The organism is Paenarthrobacter sp. NPDC090520 (assembly GCF_044769205.1).
Lineage (GTDB): Bacteria > Actinomycetota > Actinomycetes > Actinomycetales > Micrococcaceae > Arthrobacter.
The window spans coordinates 1-19,002 of the sequence record NZ_JBIVXM010000031.1; the positions used below are offsets into that span (position 1 = coordinate 1).

Annotated in this window: 15 protein-coding genes; 4 read left to right on the forward strand and 11 right to left on the reverse strand. The window is 63.8% G+C overall.

Annotation, left to right across the window (positions count from 1 at the left end; translation table 11 throughout):
- Window positions 1–319 precede the first annotated feature (319 nt).
- The 8 genes from ACIQTZ_RS22735 to glmS form a co-directional block, all read right to left on the reverse strand.
- Window positions 320–1,405: an inositol-3-phosphate synthase gene (locus ACIQTZ_RS22735; protein ID WP_397325810.1), complete on the reverse strand. Its 1,086-nt coding sequence runs from the start codon at window positions 1,403–1,405 to the stop codon at window positions 320–322.
- Window positions 1,406–1,574: 169 nt separating this feature from the next.
- Complete coding sequence (gene mgrA, locus ACIQTZ_RS22740; RefSeq protein ID WP_400329210.1) at window positions 1,575–2,612, reverse strand: L-glyceraldehyde 3-phosphate reductase; 1,038 nt, start codon at window positions 2,610–2,612, stop codon at window positions 1,575–1,577.
- A gap of 80 nt (window positions 2,613–2,692) precedes the next feature.
- Complete coding sequence (gene treZ, locus ACIQTZ_RS22745) at window positions 2,693–4,456, reverse strand: malto-oligosyltrehalose trehalohydrolase (RefSeq protein ID WP_402984429.1); 1,764 nt, start codon at window positions 4,454–4,456, stop codon at window positions 2,693–2,695.
- Window positions 4,457–4,504: 48 nt separating this feature from the next.
- Window positions 4,505–6,817, reverse strand: a complete 2,313-nt coding sequence (gene treY / locus ACIQTZ_RS22750; RefSeq protein ID WP_402984394.1) for a malto-oligosyltrehalose synthase — start codon at window positions 6,815–6,817, stop codon at window positions 4,505–4,507.
- Window positions 6,814–9,126 carry a glycogen debranching protein GlgX gene (gene glgX, locus ACIQTZ_RS22755; RefSeq protein WP_402944561.1) on the reverse strand — a complete coding sequence of 771 codons (2,313 nt, stop codon included), beginning with the start codon at window positions 9,124–9,126 and terminating at the stop codon, window positions 6,814–6,816. The genes treY and glgX overlap by 4 nt, the downstream gene beginning before the upstream one ends.
- 69 nt (window positions 9,127–9,195) lie before the next feature.
- Window positions 9,196–10,773, reverse strand: a complete 1,578-nt coding sequence (locus tag ACIQTZ_RS22760) for an NAD(P)H-hydrate epimerase (RefSeq protein WP_402984397.1) — start codon at window positions 10,771–10,773, stop codon at window positions 9,196–9,198.
- Window positions 10,774–10,791: 18 nt separating this feature from the next.
- Window positions 10,792–11,139: a holo-ACP synthase gene (locus tag ACIQTZ_RS22765; protein WP_397325815.1), complete on the reverse strand. Its 348-nt coding sequence runs from the start codon at window positions 11,137–11,139 to the stop codon at window positions 10,792–10,794.
- Between the two features lie 4 nt (window positions 11,140–11,143).
- A complete protein-coding gene (gene glmS / locus ACIQTZ_RS22770; protein ID WP_400329197.1) occupies window positions 11,144–13,027 on the reverse strand; it encodes a glutamine--fructose-6-phosphate transaminase (isomerizing) in 1,884 nt (627 codons plus the stop codon).
- A 138-nt stretch (window positions 13,028–13,165) separates the two neighbouring features.
- On the opposite strand from glmS, the gene coaA reads away from it, so the two are divergent.
- Together coaA and ACIQTZ_RS22780 are read left to right on the forward strand one after the other, a co-directional pair.
- Complete coding sequence (gene coaA / locus ACIQTZ_RS22775) at window positions 13,166–14,137, forward strand: type I pantothenate kinase (protein ID WP_397325817.1); 972 nt, start codon at window positions 13,166–13,168, stop codon at window positions 14,135–14,137.
- Between the two features lie 64 nt (window positions 14,138–14,201).
- A complete protein-coding gene (locus ACIQTZ_RS22780) occupies window positions 14,202–14,990 on the forward strand; it encodes a D-alanyl-D-alanine carboxypeptidase family protein (protein WP_402984432.1) in 789 nt (262 codons plus the stop codon).
- A 63-nt stretch (window positions 14,991–15,053) separates the two neighbouring features.
- Here ACIQTZ_RS22780 and glmM read toward each other — a convergent pair whose 3' ends face one another.
- From glmM to rplM, 3 genes are all read right to left on the reverse strand, one after another.
- A complete protein-coding gene (glmM, locus tag ACIQTZ_RS22785; RefSeq protein WP_402984400.1) occupies window positions 15,054–16,418 on the reverse strand; it encodes a phosphoglucosamine mutase in 1,365 nt (454 codons plus the stop codon).
- A gap of 126 nt (window positions 16,419–16,544) precedes the next feature.
- On the reverse strand, window positions 16,545–17,051 hold the full coding sequence (rpsI, locus tag ACIQTZ_RS22790; RefSeq protein ID WP_387435019.1) for a 30S ribosomal protein S9: 507 nt from the start codon (window positions 17,049–17,051) through the stop codon (window positions 16,545–16,547).
- Window positions 17,052–17,089: 38 nt separating this feature from the next.
- A complete protein-coding gene (gene rplM, locus ACIQTZ_RS22795; RefSeq protein WP_347108042.1) occupies window positions 17,090–17,533 on the reverse strand; it encodes a 50S ribosomal protein L13 in 444 nt (147 codons plus the stop codon).
- Between the two features lie 285 nt (window positions 17,534–17,818).
- Here rplM and ACIQTZ_RS22800 point away from each other — a divergent pair, with 285 nt between their 5' ends.
- Entirely contained in the window at window positions 17,819–18,463 is a 645-nt protein-coding gene (locus ACIQTZ_RS22800) for a prepilin peptidase (RefSeq protein ID WP_402984403.1), read from the forward strand.
- A gap of 324 nt (window positions 18,464–18,787) precedes the next feature.
- Window positions 18,788–18,988, forward strand: coding sequence for a Flp family type IVb pilin (locus tag ACIQTZ_RS22805; protein ID WP_400329189.1), 201 nt, complete (start codon window positions 18,788–18,790; stop codon window positions 18,986–18,988).
- Window positions 18,989–19,002: the final 14 nt, after the last annotated feature.

Here is a 19,002-nt window from a genome sequence, read left to right on the forward strand (position 1 = left end):
CAACGCGTTCGCCATCACGTTCGCCGGACGGTTCGAAAGAACCACCAACTAATGAAAACCGCCGGAACCCACACACCGTATATCGGACAGACCCCGGCCGGACCCGTGGGAAGTGAGAGAGCGTCGGGCTTTTAGGGCTGTTTGGTGAGAGAGCGTCGGCCGGAAAGGGTGGATTCGGTGAGAGAGCGTCAGCTGAGAAGGGGTCATTCCGTGAGAGAGCGTCAGCTGAGAAGGGGGGATTCGGTGAGAGAGGGTTTGCAACGCAACGGCCCTCCCGGAAGCAATCCGGGAGGGCCGTTCAGTCGGCGGCGCGTGAAGTTTAGCGCTCGATGTCGCCGCGGATGAAGGCTTCAACCTTCTCGCGGGCAATATCATCGTTGAACTGCTCCGGCGGGGACTTCATGAAGTAGCTCGATGCCGAGAGCAGCGGGCCGCCAATGCCGCGGTCCAGGCCGATCTTGGCGGCGCGGATGGCGTCGATGATCACGCCGGCGGAGTTCGGGGAGTCCCAGACCTCCAGCTTGTACTCGAGCGACACGGGAGCGTCGCCGAAGTTGCGGCCCTCGAGGCGGACGAAGGCCCACTTGCGGTCATCAAGCCAGGCAACGTAGTCCGACGGGCCAATGTGGACGTCGTCTGCGTGGAGCTCGGCCTCGACGTTGGAGGTCACGGCCTGCGTCTTGGAGATCTTCTTCGATTCCAGGCGATCGCGCTCAAGCATGTTCTTGAAGTCCATGTTGCCGCCAACGTTGAGCTGGTACGTGCGGTCCAGGGTGACGCCGCGGTCTTCGAAGAGCTTTGCCATGACGCGGTGCGTGATGGTTGCACCGATCTGGCTCTTGATGTCGTCGCCAACAATCGGGAGGCCGGCAGCGGTGAACTTGTCGGCCCATTCCTTGGTACCGGCAATGAACACGGGCAGGGCGTTGACAAAGGCCACGCCGGCGTCGATGGCGCACTGGGCGTAGAACTTGGCGGCCTGGTCCGAACCGACGGGCAGGTAGCAAACCATGACATCGGCTTTGGCTTCGCGCAAGGCGGCAACGACGTCGACGGCTTCTTCGGGAGCCTCAACGATGGTCTCGCGGTAGTAGCGGCCCAAGCCGTCCAGGGTGTGGCCGCGCTGGACCTTCACGCCGGTGGCGGGAACGTCGGCGATCTTGATGGTGTTGTTCTCGCTGGCGCCGATGGCGTCCGCGAGGTCCAAGCCAACCTTCTTGCTGTCCACATCGAAAGCAGCAACGAACTCGACATCGTTGACGTGGTACGGGCCAAACTCAACGTGCATCAGACCCGGGATCGTGGACTTCGGGTCGGCATCGCGGTAGTACTCGACACCTTGGACCAACGACGCGGCGCAGTTACCTACGCCGACAATGGCAACACGAATCGGATGTGAAGACACGGAACTCCTTTGGAAAAAACCTCAGGTGCCATGCGCTGCTTCGGCTGAGCCCGGAGAGCGGCTGATAGGCACGGCGCCATTCGGCGCATACTTTTGCATTCTAACCAACAGGAGAGGGGCTGCCGTTATTCCCGGCTAACCCCTCTCCGAATGTGTCAGTTGCTTGAGGCTATTTTTGTGCCCAGCGGTTGATGTCCGATTCCACTGCGAATTCGTCGATCGCGGTGAGCTCCTCTTCCGTGAAGGAAAGGTTGTTGAGCGCGCCCAAGGTGTCTTCGAGCTGGGTGACGCTGGATGCCCCCACCAGCGCAGACGTGACCGGCGACCCCTTGGGCTGGTCGCGGAGGATCCAGGCAATCGCCATCTGGGCCAGGGACTGGCCGCGTCCTTCGGCGATCGCGTTCAGGCCCCGCACACGGTTCAACCTGTCTTCCGTCAAGGAGGCCTCGGACAGGAAACGCTCCTTGGCCGCCCGGGAGTCAGCGGGGACTCCGTTGAGGTAGCGGTTGGTCAGCATGCCCTGGGCGAGCGGCGAGAACGCAATGGAGCCTGCGCCCACCTGGTCCAGGGCTTCGTAGAGGTTGGGTGAGCCATCTTCGGTCCAGCGGTTCAGCATGGAATAGCTGGGCTGGTGGATGAGCAAGGGGGTGCCGAGTTCCTTCAGGATCCGGGCCGCTTCCAGGGTCTGCTCCGGGGTGTAGGAGGAGATGCCGGCGTACAGGGCCTTGCCCGAGCGGACTGCGTAGTCCAGGGCGCCCATGGTTTCTTCCAGCGGCGTTTCGGGGTCCGGGCGGTGGCTGTAGAAGATGTCCACGTATTCCAGGCCCATGCGCTGCAGCGACTGGTCCAGGCTGGAAATGAGGTACTTGCGGGAGCCCCACTCGCCGTAGGGGCCGGGCCACATGTAGTAGCCGGCCTTGGTGGAAATGACGAGTTCGTCACGGTAGGGCTTGAAGTCGTCCTTCAGGTGCCGGCCGAAGTTCGTTTCGGCGGATCCGTCCGGCGGGCCGTAGTTGTTGGCGAGGTCGAAGTGGTTGACGCCCAGGTCGAACGCTCGGCGCAGGATGGCGCGCTGTTCATCGAACCGCTTGTCGTCACCGAAGTTGTGCCAGAGGCCCAGCGAAATGGCGGGGAGCTTCAGGCCACTGCGTCCGACGCGGCGGTAGGGCATGGTTTCGTAGCGGTTTTCCGCAGCCGAATAAGTCATACGTACCATCCTGCCACCGCGCCGGGAGTGGTGACGGCGCCGTCCGCTATGTGGGCGCCGTCACCTCTCTTCGGTATCGCTTAGTTGACGCGAACGACGGCGGCGCTCTCACCGGGGAGGGTGAGCTTGCCTTCGTTCAGGGCTGCTTCGTGGTCGGTGGACAGGAGCAAGGATCCCTCCACCGGGGTTTCCAAGGCCTCTGCGCCAAAGTTGCAGACAACCCGTACCCCGCCGCGCGAAAACTGAAGCCAGTGCTCGTCTTCGTCGAACTCCACGGCTGTCTCGGAGAATCCACCGTCCACCAGTTCCGGGTTTTCGCGGCGCAACTGTGCTAAATCCCGGTAGAGCCCCAGCAGCCGAGCATGCCTGCCTTCCCCGACCTCCTCCCACTTCAGCTTGGAGCGCAGGAAGGTTTCCGGGTCCTGGGGATCGGGAACCACCGCGGGATCCCAGCCCATGCGTTCGAATTCCTTGATCCGCCCTTCCGCCGTGGCCTTCCCCAGGTCTGGCTCCGGGTGGGAGGTGAAGAACTGCCAGGGTGTGGAGGCGGCGAATTCCTCGCCCATGAAGAGCATGGGCGTGAACGGCGAGGTCATGGTGAGGACGGCACCGATGGCCAGCTTCCCGTCGGACAACGTCTCCGTGAGCCGGTCCCCGATGGCCCGGTTCCCGATCTGGTCATGGTTCTGCAGGCAGACCACCAACGCGGACGGGTGCGCCAGGTCATGCCGGATGGGTCGGCCATGATGGCGTCCACGGAAGCTGGAATAGCTTCCGTCGTGCAGGAAGCCGTGCTCAAGGACCTTGGCCAGGACGGCCAGGGAGTCGAAATCCCCGTAGTACCCGGTGGTTTCTCCGCTCAGGTTTACATGGAGCGCGTGGTGGAAGTCATCGCTCCACTGCCCCGCGAGGCCGTAGCCGTTGTCCTTCCGGGGATAGATGAGCCGCGGGTTGTTCAGGTCCGATTCCGCGATCAGCGTCCTCGAAATGCCGGTCTCTGCTTCGATGCGGTCCCCCAAGGCCCCGAAGTCTTCCAGGATGTGCACTGCCCGTTCGTCGCGGAGTGCGTGGACCGCGTCCAAGCGAAGGCCATCAACGTGGTAGTCGCGCAGCCACATGGCTGCGTTCTCCAGGATGTACCGGCGGACCCCATCGGAGTCCTGGCCGTCAAGGTTAACGGAGTCGCCCCACGTGTTCCCCTCTCCGGACTTCAGGTACGGCCCGAACTTGGGGAGGTAGTTGCCGCTCGGGCCGAGGTGGTTGTAGACCACGTCCTGGATCACGCCAAGCCCGGCCTGGTGGGCGGCATCAACAAACCGTTGGTAGGCTGCCGGGCCCCCATAGGCTTCGTGGACCGCGTACCACAGCACGCCGTCGTAGCCCCAATTGTGGACGCCGTTGAAGGCATTCACCGGCAGGAGTTCAATGAAGTCGACGCCCAATTCCACCAGGTAATCCAGTTTCCCGGCAGCAGCTTCCAGCGTCCCCTCGGGAGTGAAGGTACCCAGGTGCAGCTCGTAGATGAGGGCACCCTTGAGCCCACGGCCTTTCCACGCCTGGTCCTGCCACTCGTGGACAGTGGCGTCGAACGTCGCCGACAATCCGTGGACGCCGTCGGGCTGCCGCCGGGACCGCGGATCCGGGAACGGACCTTCGCCATCAACTTTGTAGCCGTAACTCGCGCCGTCACCGGCCACGACGTCAGCCGGGGCGCGCCACCAACCCCGTGCTCCGGCGTCGTGGTTTTGCTCCATGGGGTACTCGCGGCCATCCGCAAGCAGCGTCACCGAAGCGGCGTTCGGTGCCCAGACATCAAAAAGTCCTTCTCCAGCGTGCTCCAACATCATGCTCCCTGTGTTTGTCAGCGTACGTTGCCTGTGTTCGTCGGATCGTCAGTCGACAGGGACCAAAAGGGCCACCGGGTACTGCTCCAGGAGGGTGCCAAGCTTCAACGGTCCTGCAGGGTAGGCAGTCCCCGTCAGTTCATCGCGGCTGTCCACAGGAATCTCGATAGCCGTTTCCCGCCAGCCGCCGTCGCTCGCCAAACGCTTAGGCAGGCGCGTAGCCACGGTCAGGACCCCGTGTCCCTCCGGTCCGCGGTCAAACGCAACCACGTGTCCGGCCGCTTCCCCAGTGGCCTGGACGGGACGGTAGCCGCCAAACAGCTCGGGGTGATCACGGCGCAGGCGAAGAGCGCGGGAAACCACCAACAGTTTGGCCTCTTCTTCGGTGTACTCCGGCTTGGCACCGGAATCGAGTTCGGCCAACGCCGCGATCCTGGCGTCGAAATCCACGGGCCGCCTGTTGTCCGGGTCGGTCAGCGAACCGTCCCGGAACTCGGTGCCTTGGTAGACATCCGGGACGCCGGGCATGGTCAGCTGGATGAGCTTGGCGGACAGCGAGTTGGACGTTCCGTAGGGCTCCAGTTCGGCGACGAAGTTGTCCAGCGCGGCTTCCACTTCGGGATCGTCAAAGACGGAGTCGACGGCGGCAGCCACGTGGCGTTCGAAGTCCAGGTCCGGATCGGTCCAGTTGGTGGAATTGCCCGCCTCGCGTGCTGCCTTGAGCGCGTACGACTGCAGCCGGCTGCGGTCGGCGGGCCATGCCCCGGCAATCGCCTGCCACACCAGCGCGGCCAGCGGACCGTCCGGGATGGTGACCCGCTCCTGCACGGTTCCCAGGAAGAGCTCCCATTCCGGCACCGACTCCGAGATGACGGAGATGCGGGCACGGGCATCCTCGCTGCGCTTGGTGTCGTGGGTGCTGAGCGTGGTCATGGACAACGGAAGCTCGGCCTGGCGACGGGCCATGCGTTCGTGGAACACCTCGGTGGAAATGGCGAATTCCGTGGGGTCGGCGCCCACTTCCGTCAACGTGCCCAAGCGGGTGTACCTGAAGAACGCGGTGTCCTCCACGCCCTTGGCCATCACCATGCCCGAGGTCTGCTGGAACCTGCGGGCCAGTTCTCCCGACGTGTCCGTGAGAAGCGGGAGCAGGGCATCGAGGACACCCTTGAGCTCCGGGCGGTGCCGTGCGGCGTGGTGCACCGCTTCCTCCAGTACCTCGTGGCTGTACGGCAGGTAGGTCCGGTAGATCGGGAACCAGCAGATGATCTCAGCCAAGGCATCGGCCACTCCAAGGCGGGGCAAGGCCGGCGTCTCTGCAACCAGCCGGGACAAGCGAAGGACCTCGGAGCGGAGGATGCCATCGGCTATTCGCCGCTTGGTTCCGTGGATCATGGCCTGATAGTCGGCCGGTTCCGGCTCGGCCCGCAGCCGGGCATCGAGATCGTCCAGGAAGGGCTCTGCCGCTGGGTCCACGAACAGGCGGTCAACGTCCGCGAGCGCGTCGTAACCCGTGGTGCCCTCGCACTGGAAGGTTTCCGGGAGCTTCTCCCCCGGTTCCAGGATCTTCTCCACCAGCAAGTAGGCGCCGCCGGTTGCCTCACGCAGCCTGGCCAGGTACCCCTCGGGATCGGCGAGGCCGTCCGGGTGGTCAATCCGCAGGCCATCGACCAGGCCCTCGCGGAACCAGCGCACAATTTCCTGGTGGGATTCGTCGAAGACCCAGGGGACCTCAACGCGGACGCCTGCCAGAGTATTGACCGCGAAGAAACGCCGGTAGTTCAGCTCGGCATCCGCCCGACGCCACCCCACGAGTTCGTAGTGCTGCCGGGCGTGCACCTCGCGGGGATCGTCGCCCTCGCTGTACGTTCCATCGGCCAGCGGGAAGCGGTGGTCGTAGTAGTGCAGCTCGCCGTCCGCCACCGTCAGCTGGTCAAGATCGTCATCGCTGCCCAGGACCGGGACGCGGATCTTTCCTCCGCCAAAGTCCCAGTCGACGTCGAAAGCTTCGGCGTACTTGGACGAGCGCCCTTCCTTAAGGAGGCTCCACCACCAGGCGTTCTGCCCGGGGGTGGCTACGCCCATGTGGTTGGGAACAATGTCCGCCAGGACCCCGAGGCCCTGCTCGTGCGCGGCCTTGGACAAAGCCGCCAGACCCTCTTCGCCTCCGCGGGAAGGATCCACAGAGGACGGATCGGTGACGTCGTAACCGTGGTCCGAGCCTTCTTCGGCGGTCAGGATGGGTGAAAGGTAGACCCAATCCACGCCCAGCCGATGGAGATACTCTGTGAGCCCGGCGGCCTCCTGCAGGGTGAACCCGGGGCGGATCTGGAGCCGGTAGGTGGAGACAGGAGTCTTCACGCCTTCTCCTCCTTGGCTTCTGCGTTGTCGGGAGCAGCGTCGGCGGCCTCATCGCCGGCAGCCTCGGCCCCGGCATCGTCGTCCTTGTACTCCAAGGGCAGCGACGTCACAGCCGGCGCCGTCATGGACGCGGTCTCCGGCGTGCTGGTGTGGGTCAGGGCAGCCAGCGATGCAGCGACGGAGTGGTCCGGCTCGATCTCCGGAGCCGTATGGGCGCGCAACACCACGAGGGACTTACCGGCGACCATCAGGATCTGGTCCGCCTTGACCACGCCCGCATCGGCCCCTTCCCCGCCGGTATCGATCATGACGTCCCACGCCGGGGCGTACTCGTCCGACGGAATGCGGAAGCCCACTTCCTCCTGGTCCGCGTTGAAGTACAGCAGGAAGTTCACGTCGGTGATCCGGCGGCCCTGGTGGTCCCGGCCGCGGATGCCGTCCCCGTTGAGGAACACGCCAACGGAGCGCCCCAAGGCGGTGTCCCAGTCCTCGGGCGTCATGGTGCTGGCGTCGGCGTCGAGCCACACGATGTCCGGGAGACGCTCACCCTCGCCACGGACCGCTGGCCGGCCATCGAAGAAACGGCTGCGGCGCAGGCTGGGGTGCTTGGCGCGAAGCGCGCTCACTGCCGCGGTGAACTCAATCAAAGGCTGATCGACGTTCTCCCAGTTGATCCACGTGATCTCGGAGTCCTGGCAGTACCCATTGTTGTTGCCCTGTTGGGTCCGGCCCAGCTCGTCGCCGTGCAGGAGCATGGGCACGCCTTGGGACAGGAAGAGCGAGGCAATGAAGTTCCGCTGCTGGCGTGCGCGCAGGCCCATGACCGTGGGATCGTCCGTGGGTCCCTCCACGCCGCAGTTCCACGAGCGGTTGTGGGATTCGCCGTCGTTGTTGTCCTCGCCGTTGGCCTCGTTGTGCTTCTCGTTGTAGGACACCAGGTCCGCGAGCGTGAAGCCGTCATGGGCCGTGACGAAGTTGATGGAGGCGACAGGCCGGCGGCCTGAGTGCTCGTAAAGGTCCGCGGATCCCGTGAGGCGGGAGGCGAATTCGCCGAGCGTGGAGGGTTCGCCGCGCCAGAAGTCGCGGACGGTGTCCCGATACTTGCCGTTCCATTCCGTCCACTGAGGCGGGAAGTTGCCCACCTGGTATCCGCCGGGACCGACGTCCCACGGCTCGGCGATGAGCTTTACCTGGGAGACCACCGGGTCCTGCTGGATGAGTTCGAAGAAGCTGGAGAGCTTGTCCACGTCATAGAACTCGCGGGCCAGCGTGGATGCGAGGTCGAAGCGGAAGCCGTCAACGTGCATCTCGGTGACCCAGTACCGGAGGGAGTCCATAAGGAGCTGCAGGGAGTGCGGGCTGCGGACGTTCAGGGAGTTACCCGTTCCGGTGTAGTCCATGTAGTACTTCTGGTCGTCTTCCACCAGGCGGTAGTAGGCCGAGTTGTCGATGCCCTTGAAGGACAGCGTGGGACCCAGGTGGTTGCCTTCCGCGGTGTGGTTGTAGACGACGTCCAGGATCACTTCGATACCGGCGTTGTGAAGGGAGCGGACCATGGCCTTGAAGTCCTGCACCTGCTGGCCGGTATCGCCCTTGGAACTGTAGCTGTTGTGCGGGGCGAAAAAGCCGATGGTGTTGTAACCCCAGTAGTTGTTCAGGCCCTTGTCCTGCAGGATGCCGTCATTGACGAACTGGTGCACGGGCATGAGTTCGATCGCGGTGATGCCCAGCTTCTGCAGGTGGGAAATCACGGCGGGATGCGCGACGCCGGCATAGGTACCGCGCTGCTCTTCGGGAATCTCGGGGTGCAACTGGGTGAGTCCCTTGACGTGGGCCTCGTAGATCACCGACTTGTGGTACGGAATCCGCAGGAGCTTGTCGCCGTCCCAATCGAAGAACGGATTGATGACCACGCCCAGCATCATGTGCGGCGCGGAGTCTTCATCGTTGCGGGATTCCGGGTCTCCCAGGTTGTAGGCGAAGAGGGACGGGTCCCAGTCGATTTGCCGGTGGATTGCTTTCGCGTACGGGTCCAACAACAGCTTGTTGGCGTTGAAGCGCTGGCCCGAGTCGGGGTCGTAGGGACCGTGCACGCGATAGCCATATTTCTGTCCGGGCTGTACCTGGGGCAGGTAACAGTGCCAGACGTAGCCGTCCACTTCCTTGAGTTCGACGCGGACTTCCTCACCGTCGTCGTCGAAGAGGCACAGCTCTACCTTTTCTGCCTTTTCGCTGAACAGCGCAAAGTTTGTGCCGGTACCGTCAAAGGTGGCACCGAGCGGATAAGCCGATCCAGGCCAGACTTCCATGCGTTCTCCTCTGGGTGATGCGAACAACTGCTGCAAGCCTACTCATGACCTATGACACGGACAGTAACCTTATGGTCTTGTTCGGTCGCATTCCGCGTACAGCGAACCAAGAACGCGGGGTACCGCGTTCTTGATCGCAGAGGCAGTAAGGGGTCCTCCATCGAATTCCTGTGACGCGGCAGAGCCTGCGCGGCCATGGACGCTTGCCGCCACGGCAGCCACGGCAGCCCATCGATCGTCCCGTTCAAGTCCAAGGGCGGCGTAAGCGCCGTCGTCGTCAGTCAACGCATCCGTGGATTGGGCCGCCAAGGCGCCCAGGATGCCCGCCAGCACGTCACCACTCCCCGCGGTTGCCATCCACGGCGTGCCTTCGGACTGGCTGAAGACAACGCCCGACGGCGACGCCACCAGTGTGGTGGCACCCTTCAGGTGCACTGTGGCCCCGGTGAGTTCGGCCGCCTGGCGGACAAAGTGCAGTGGACGTGCTTCCACGTCGTCACGGGTGACAGCCACCTCGCCGGTGGCCGGCAACGCGGCCAGGAGCGTGGCCAGTTCGCCGGCGTGAGGAGTCAGGATCCAGTTTGCAGGGCACTTCTGCGGCAGCAGGGACAGGGCGCCGGCATCGACGATCATCGGCGTTCCAGCCCCAAGCGCCGCCGTCATCGCGTTCTTGACGCGGCCTTGCTGCTCGTCGCCATCAACGCCCGGCCCTACGAGCCAGGCCTGGACCCGCCCTGGTTCCCCGGCTTCCCATAACGCTTCAGGAGTAATGGAGAGGACCTGCCGGGCCGCGGCTTCGGGGCCCAGGTACCTGACCATGCCCACCCCTGACAGGGCTGCAGCGTGGACGCACAACGCGGCGGCCCCGACGTACCTGGATGAACCCGCCACCACGCCCAGGACGCCGCGCGTGTACTTCTGCGAACGCCGCTCCGGTTTGGGAAGCAAGCGTGCGAGATCGGATGCCGCCAGGCGGCGCACTTCGGGAGAGAGCAACCGAAGCGGGGCCTCGATGCCGATCTCCACAACGACTACCCGTCCCGCGCAACCTTCGCCGGGATCGACCACGAGCCCCGCCTTAATACCCCCGAAGGTGACAGTGACGTCGGCCTCCAAGACCGGCCAGTGGACCTCGCCCGTGTTAGCGTCCAGCCCACTGGGGACATCGCAGGCTACAACGCAAGTGGGACCAAGTTCCTGGAGCAGGGAAACCAACTCGGCTGCGGCTCCACGCAAGCCACCCCGGGCACCTGTTCCCAGGAGGGCGTCGATCAGCACGTCGGCACCTGCGCAGGAAACCGCAAGCTCCTCGGCGTTGCCGGCGTCCAGCCTGAGCACCCGGCCGCCTGCCGCCACAAAGGAGGCCAAGCCCTCGGCGTGGGCACCGTCCGAGGCGAGTACCGCCGTCGTACGCATTCCACGCCGCGCGAGAATTGCCGCGGCGAAGAGGCCGTCACCGCCGTTGTTGCCCTTGCCCACCAGGACGGTGACGCTGGCTCCAGCCAGCCTGCGGCGTTTACGTATCTCCCGGACGACTTCCTGCGCCAGCCCGTAAGCGGCCCGTTGCATGAGAACAGCGCCCCCACCGGAGTCCAGGAACGGTTTTTCCGCATCCCTGATCTGTTGTCCGGTGAAGGCGCTGATCATTATTCTCTTGTGCCCGCTCTAGCCCTCGGCAAGGACAGTCGCCGTAGCGATGCCCCCGTCGTGGCTGATGGACAAGTGCCAGCGCTTGACGCCCTTGCTCTCGGCGACCGCCAGGACCGTGCCTTTGACCTGCACGGTGGGACCGTTCTCGTCCAGGCCGATCCAGCAGTCCTGCCAGTTCATGCCGGCAGGGGCCCCCAGAACCTTGGCCACGGCTTCCTTCGCCGCGAAACGGGCAGCCAGGGAACGGGTGTTGAGTTCCCGTTCAGCAGGAACGAACAAGCGTTCCTTCAGGCCAGGGGTCCGTTCCAGCTGCCGCCCGAACCGCTCGATGTCTACGACGTCTACGCCAATGCCAACAATCATGCGGTTATTCTACGGTCACGCTCTTGGCGAGGTTACGCGGCTGGTCCACGTCGTAGCCCTTGGCACCGGCCAACTCTGCGGCAAAGATCTGCAGCGGAACCGTGGTGAGCAGCGGCATGAGGAGCGTGGGAGTCTCGGGAACGTAGAACACGTGCTCTGCGTAGTCCTTGACCGACTCGTCGCCTTCCTCGGCAATCACCAGGGTGCGGGCACCACGTGCGCGGACTTCCTGGATGTTGCTGACTACCTTGGAGTGCAGGGAGTCGCGGCCGCGCGGAGACGGAACCACCACGAAGACCGGCTGGCCGTCGTCGATCAAGGCGATCGGGCCGTGCTTGAGCTCGCCGGCGGCGAAGCCTTCAGCGTGGATGTACGCGATCTCCTTGAGCTTCAAGGCACCCTCGAGTGCCACCGGGAAGCCAACGTGGCGGCCCAGGAACAGCACGGACTTCTCGTCCTTCATGCTGCGCGCGAGTTCCCGCAACGGACCGGCAGTGTCCAGGATCTGCTGGATCTTGGCAGGAATCTTGCCGAGGTCCGCCAGGACATCCTTGATCTGGCCGCTGAAGATGTTGCCGCGCAGCTGTGCCAGGTACAGGCCCAATAGGTAGGCGGCGGTGATCTGCGCAAGGAACGCTTTGGTGGAGGCAACGGCGATTTCCGGACCGGCGTGGGTGTACAGCACAGCGTCGGATTCACGCGGAATGGTGGAGCCGTTGGTGTTGCAGATGGAGATGGTCTTGGCGCCCTGCTCACGTGCGTAGCGGACGGCCATGAGGGTATCCATGGTTTCGCCGGACTGGCTGATGGAAACCACCAGAGTGTTGGCGTCCACGATCGGATCGCGGTAGCGGAACTCGTGGGCGAGCTCCACCTCGGTGGGGATGCGGCACCAGTTCTCGATCGCGTACTTGGCTACGAGGCCGGCGTAGGCTGCCGTACCGCAGGCCAGGACGATGATCTTGTTGACCTGCTTGAGCAGCTCCGGGTCGATACGGAGTTCATCCAGGGTCAGCTGGCCGTTGAGGTCCGAACGACCCAGGAGGGTCTGGGCCACGGCGTCGGGCTGGTCGTGGATTTCCTTCTCCATGAAGGAGCTGAAGCCGCCCTTTTCGGCGGAAGCCGGATCCCAGTCGACGTGGTATTCCTTGCCCTCTGCGGGAGCGCCGAAGAAGTCGGTGATCTCCACGGAGTCGGCAGTGATAGTGACGATCTGGTCCTGGCCCAGCTCGACCGCACGGCGGGTGTAGTCGATGAAACCGGAGACGTCGGAGCCCAGGAAGTTCTCGCCCTCGCCAAGACCCACAACCAGCGGGGAGTTACGGCGGGCAGCGACAACCACGTCAGGCTGGTCGGCGTGAACGGCCAGGAGCGTGAAGGCTCCTTCGAGGCGCTGGCAGGCCAGGCGCATCGCCTGGGTGAGGTTGCCGGCGTCGCCGTTGAGCTCATTGCGGAAGATGTCACCCAGAAGGGCGGCCGCAACCTCGGTGTCGGTTTCGGACAAGAAGGTGACGCCCTTGGCCAGCAGTTCCTGCTTGAGCTCTGCGAAGTTTTCGATGATCCCGTTGTGGATCAAGGCGAGGCGCCCGCCGTCGGAAAGGTGCGGGTGGGCGTTGCCATCGGTGGGTCCACCATGCGTGGCCCAGCGGGTGTGGCCAATGCCGGTCAGGGATTCCGGGACCGGGTTTGCTTCAAGTTCGCTGACCAGATTGCTCAGCTTTCCGGACTTCTTCCGGGACGAGATGGTCCCGTCAGCCACTACTGCGACGCCGGCGGAGTCGTAGCCGCGGTACTCAAGACGACGCAGCCCCTCCACAACGACGTCAAGGGCGCTGTGACCAGCTGCCTTACGAGACGAATTGCCAACATAGCCTACGATTCCACACATGGGTCCAAGCCTACCGGCTCAGTCAAACAACTGACGTGGGACATCCCCCCTCCTTTCCCGCCGGTGCGGCGTGCATCACCGACAATTCACTGTGCCGTCGTCGCGCATTTCCTGTTCCGCCGCGTGAAGGGCAGAATCGTGAGCGTGACTTTGCAACGCACCGAAGCAAACGGCGACGGCGCTTCTCCCTTTGTTGAGCTCGATCGACACACCTGGTCCCGGCTTGCGGCCCAGATGGAGCAGCCCCTTAACGAAGAGGACATTTTCCGCCTCCGCGGCCTCGGCGATCCCCTGGACATGAAGGAAGTCCGGGAGGTCTATCTCCCGCTTTCGCGCCTCCTGCACCTCTACGTCGAGGCCTCGCACCAGCTCCACGCCGCTACCACCACGTTCCTCGGCGAACAGACGCAACGTACCCCTTTTGTCATCGGGGTGGCAGGATCCGTGGCCGTAGGCAAGTCCACCATCGCCCGCGTGCTCCGCGAAATGCTGCGCCGCTGGCCCGGCACGCCCAATGTGGAACTCATTACCACCGACGGATTCCTCTATCCCCTGGCTGAGCTCAAACGCCGGCACCTCCTGGAACGCAAGGGTTTCCCGGAGTCCTACGACCGCCGCGCGCTGTTGCGTTTTGTGTCGGAGGTCAAGGGTGGAGCGGAGGAAGTCCGGGCACCGTGGTACTCGCACGTGACCTATGACATTGTGCCGGGACGGGAGGTAGTGGTGCGCCGCCCTGACGTGCTGATCGTGGAAGGCCTCAACGTCTTGGCCCCTGCCAGGCCCCGCATCGATGGCAAGCAGGGACTGGCCCTGAGCGACTTCTTTGACTTCTCCATCTATGTGGACGCCAAGACCTCCTACATTGAAGAGTGGTACGTGGACCGGTTCCGCAAGCTGCGTTCCACGGCGTTCGCCCAGCCGGAATCCTACTTCCACCGCTACGCCACCCTCTCCGACGACGACGCCGAATCCACGGCCCGCGGCATCTGGAAGCGCATCAACGAGCCCAACCTCGAGGAGAACGTGTTGCCCACCCGGGGACGCGCACAATTGGTCCTGACCAAAGATGCGGATCACTCCATCCGGCGCATGCTCCTGCGGAAGGTCTGATCCGTTGACTCATCCCGAGCCCAGCCGACGTGCTTTCGCAGGCCTGCTCACCGCAGGGGCCGGCATGCTTGCCTTGGCTGCCTGCACCCCGGACAGCACGGCCCCCTCCCCTGCCGCTGCGGACGCTCCCACGGCTTCGCCCAGCGCCACACCCACTGCCACCCCCAGCGTGACCCCGGCGGCGGCCGCCACCAGCACCCCACCCAGCCCGTCGCCGTCGCCGTCGCCGTCGAGCGCGGCAACCACGCAGTTCTCCCTCACCGACCCCACCAGCCCGTGGGTGGTGGTCAACAAGCACAGGCCGCTCAACCCGCAGAACTATGTGCCGGCCGACCTGGTGCAGCCGAAGATCCGCCTCGCCGTCAGCGGCGAAGCCACCCTTCTGAACAGCACGACGGCGGCTGCCGCGGAAAAGATGTTCGGCGCAGCTGCAGCCGAAGGCGTCATCATGACGCTGGCTTCTGGCTACCGCTCCTACTCGACGCAGATCACCACGTACAACGGATACGTCACCAGCAGCGGGCAGGCAGCCGCGGACCATGCCTCCGCCCGCCCGGGCTACTCGGAGCACCAAACCGGTTGGTCCTTCGACATCTCTGACGGTGGCGGCGCATGCAGCTTCCAACCGTGCTTCGCTGACCAGCCCGCAGCCGTCTGGGCAAAAGCCAACGCCCATAAGTACGGCTTCGTGGTCCGATACCCGTGGATGTTCCATGAGATCACCGGCTACTACTACGAGTCCTGGCACCTGCGGTACATCGGCGTCGAGGCAGCCACGGCCATGGCAAGCCAAGGCATTGCCACTCTCGAAGAGTACTTCGGCCTGGAGGCTGCACCGGATTACCTGGCCTAGCCTGCAAGCGAAAGGCGGCCCGCTCCAAACCGGAGCGGGCCGCCTTTTGCTGAGTACGGTGTCCTAGACAGCGACGTCGCTGGTGACGCTCAGGCGTTCCTTCACGACGGCAGCGAGGCTCTTGCAGATACGCTCAGCGGTTTCCATGTCGGCGGCCTCCACCATGACGCGCACCAAAGCCTCCGTGCCGGACGGGCGCAACAGGACGCGGCCGGTCTCGCCGAGTTCCTCTTCCGCGGCAACCACGGCAGCAGCTACGCCTTCGTCGGTGGCTGCGCGGGCCTTGTCCACTCCCTTGACGTTGATCATGAGCTGCGGGAGCTTGGTCATCGCGGTGGCCAGGTCCTTCAAACTGCGGCCCGTGAGGGCTACCTGGGCTGCGAGCTGCAGGCCGGTGAGTACGCCGTCGCCCGTTGTGGCGTAATCGGAGAAGATCACGTGTCCGGACTGTTCGCCACCAAGGTTGTAGCCGCCGTCGCGCATTTCTTCCAGCACGTAACGGTCGCCAACGGCGGTTTCACGGATGGTGATTCCGGCCTCGCGGAGCGCGAGCTTGAGCCCGAGGTTGCTCATGACCGTTGCCACCAGGACGTTGTCCTTGAGCTTGCCCGCCTTGTCCAAGGCCAGCGCCAGGATCGCCATGATCTGGTCGCCGTCCACTTCGTTGCCTTCGTGGTCCACGGCAAGGCAGCGGTCAGCGTCGCCGTCGTGGGCGATCCCGAGGTCCGCGCCGTATTCCACCACGGCTTCCTTCAACGGGCCGAGGTGCGTGGAGCCAACGCCGTCGTTGATGTTGAGGCCGTCCGGTTCCGCGCCTATCACCACAACGTCGGCGCCGGCGTCCTTGAAGACCTGGGGAGAGCAGCCGCTCGCTGCCCCGTGGGCGCAGTCCAGGACAACCTTCAGGCCGTCGAGTCGCTTGGGGATGGTACCCAGCAGATGGACGATGTAGCGGTCCTCGGCGTCCGAGAAGCGCTGGATGCGTCCCACGTCCCCGCCCACCGGGCGCTGCGGCTCCTTGCCGAGCTGCGCTTCAATGGCGTCCTCGACGTCGTCCGGCAGCTTCTGGCCGCCGCGGGCGAAGAACTTAATGCCGTTGTCCGGGGCCGGGTTATGGGAGGCCGAGAGCATGACGCCGAAATCGGCGTCGAGGTCGGCTACCAGGTACGCCGCAGCCGGGGTGGGCAGAACACCGGCGTCGAAGACGTCCACACCGGAGCTGGAGAGTCCGGCTTCAACGGCGGCGGCGAGGAATTCGCCGCTGGCCCTCGGGTCCCGAGCTACCACGGCACGGGGCCGCTTGCCGTCTGTTGTGCGGTCATGGCCGAGTACGACGGCGGCGGCCTGGGCGAGCTGCATAGCCAGCTCGGCGGTGAGCAATCCGTTCGCGAGACCGCGCACGCCATCTGTTCCAAATAATCTAGACATCGGCTCAAGTTTAGACGACGACGGCACAGCGACCGGCCACGGCACGTTCCGGAGCGTCACAACCGATGGATTAAACGGCGAAAGCCCGCCCCACCGGAGTGGGACGGGCTTTCTGCGAAGCGCGGTTTAGCGCTTGGAGTACTGCTGAGCCTTACGTGCCTTCTTGAGACCGGCCTTCTTACGCTCGATGACGCGGGCGTCACGAGTAAGGAAGCCAGCCTTCTTGAGGGTGGGGCGGTTGTTCTCGACGTCGATCTCGTTCAGCGAACGAGCGATGCCGAGACGCAGTGCGCCAGCCTGGCCGGAGGGGCCACCGCCGTGGATACGGGCGATGACGTCGTAGGCGCCTTCGAGGTCAAGAACGCGGAAGGGTTCGTTGACATCCTGCTGGTGCAGCTTGTTCGGGAAGTAGTTGGCCAGCTCGCGGCCGTTGATGATCCACTTGCCGGAGCCCGGTACGACGCGAACGCGTGCAACGGCTTCCTTACGGCGGCCAACAGCTGCGCCGGCAACGGTCAGTGCCGGGCGCTCCTTCTTGGGCGCGTCCTCGGCGGGTGCGCTTTCAGAGGTGTAGCTGGTGAGGTTTTCCTCGGCCTCGACGGCCTCGGCGGTCAGTTCTTCGTTCTGAGCCACGGTTCTCCTTGAAATAAAAAGTTAGTTGGTGGCCAGGACTACTGGGCGACCTGGGTGATTTCGAAAGTCTTCGGCTGCTGTGCAGCGTGCGGGTGCTCGGAGCCTGCGTAGACCTTGAGCTTGCCCAGCTGCTGAGCGGCGAGGGAGTTCTTGGGGAGCATGCCCTTGATGGCCTTCTCAACAGCGCGAACCGGGTTCTTCTCCAGCAGTTCGGCGTAGTTGACGGAGGTCAGGCCGCCCGGGTAACCGGAGTGGCGGTATGCGCGCTTCTGCTCCAGCTTGGCACCGGTAAGGGCGACCTTTTCAGCGTTGATGATGATGACGAAGTCGCCCATGTCCATGTGGGACGCATAGGTCGGCTTGTGCTTTCCGCGCAGCAGTGTTGCGGTCTGGCTGGCAAGACGACCAAGGACAACATCGGTGGCGTCAATGACGTGCCACTGGCGGTTGATATCGCCGGGCTTCGGGGTGTACGTACGCACGGTTTGGCCTCGTTCTTGTTCTGGCGTTCATGTTTCAGGGCACGCAATAAGACGTGCACCTACTATGTATGCGCTACCGGAGCAGAGGTGAGGGCTCTATAGACCAGTCATCCAGGAGTCTCGATATGCCACCTGAGTTACTGACCCTGCAACTGGATCCCCTGGTGGGCATGTGTCATCGAGATAGGACACGCACAACGACTATAAACAATACCTTCAACGGTATGTCCGGGTCAAAATGGGGTGACCGCACCTGGGGGCGACTGTGTTAATGGAGGAGAGCGCATGACCGACGGACTTGCCCTGGCACTCCTGCTTGCCCTGGCCGGCCTGGTCCTGAGTCCGCTCTGCGAGCTGCTGATTACCGGCGCACTGCCACGGCTCGGCGGACTCCCCTCCCTAAAGGTACGGATCACGACGGCGGCAGTCACCGCGCTGCTGTTCGGCCTGCTCGCGTGGCGTTTTGGCTTTTCTTTTGAACTCCCGGCCTATCTTTTACTGGCACTTTTGGGCGTGCAGCTTTCGCGGATTGATTTCACTCTCCATTTGCTCCCCAACCGGCTCGTTTTGGCCCTTCTTGGCGGCGGGCTGGTGCTCCTGGGAGTGTCCTCGGCGGTGCTTCCGGGCTGGCCGGAGCTGCTCCGGGCACTCGCTGGAGGGGCAATCCTGTTCGCCGGCTACCTGATTTTGGGACTTATTTCGCCACGGAGCCTCGGAATGGGCGACGTGAAGCTAGCCGCGCCGCTGGGAATGTACTTGGGCTACTTGGGTTGGCCCCAAGTACTGTACGGCGGACTACTGGGGTTCGTGGTGGGCGGGGTGCTCACGGTGCTGATGTTACGCATGAGATCCGCGGAAAAACCGGCCGAAACAGCCCATGGCCCAGCCATGGTGACTGCGGCGCTGGGCGTTGTCCTCTTCATGCACTGACCTCCTGAGTACCGTCCCTGGACCTGGCGACGACGTCCAAAAACTCATAAGGGGCCTTAATTTTCCAAGTAGTCGCTCGCTGCTTTGGCGCCGAAAACTGAGTACCCGCCTCCACGGCATCGAGTACCTGGCAGCGGGCCCCGGGAAAAAATTCGAGTACGCCTACGCATTGTTGAATCCCTCCCAAACCAGCAATTCTTGTCATATCGAAATCCGAACCGCTAAAAGCAAAACGGGGGTAGTTCGGAATTCGAAGCAAATTCCGATAATTTGCTGGACCTATGTAACACAATTTCACATAAAAAATTCTGGGAAGGATTTACCATGAACTCGCTTATGGTCAACATGATTGCTTTCGTCGCCGGCATCAAGGAACGCTTCACCTCCGAGAAGGGCGCCACCGCCGTTGAGTACGGCATCATGGTCGCACTCATCGCGGTGGTCATCATCGGTGCCGTCACAGCCATCGGCACCAACCTCGACCTGAGCTTCGACAAGATCGCCGACCAGGTCAAGCCGAAGTAGGTCAAACAACCGAA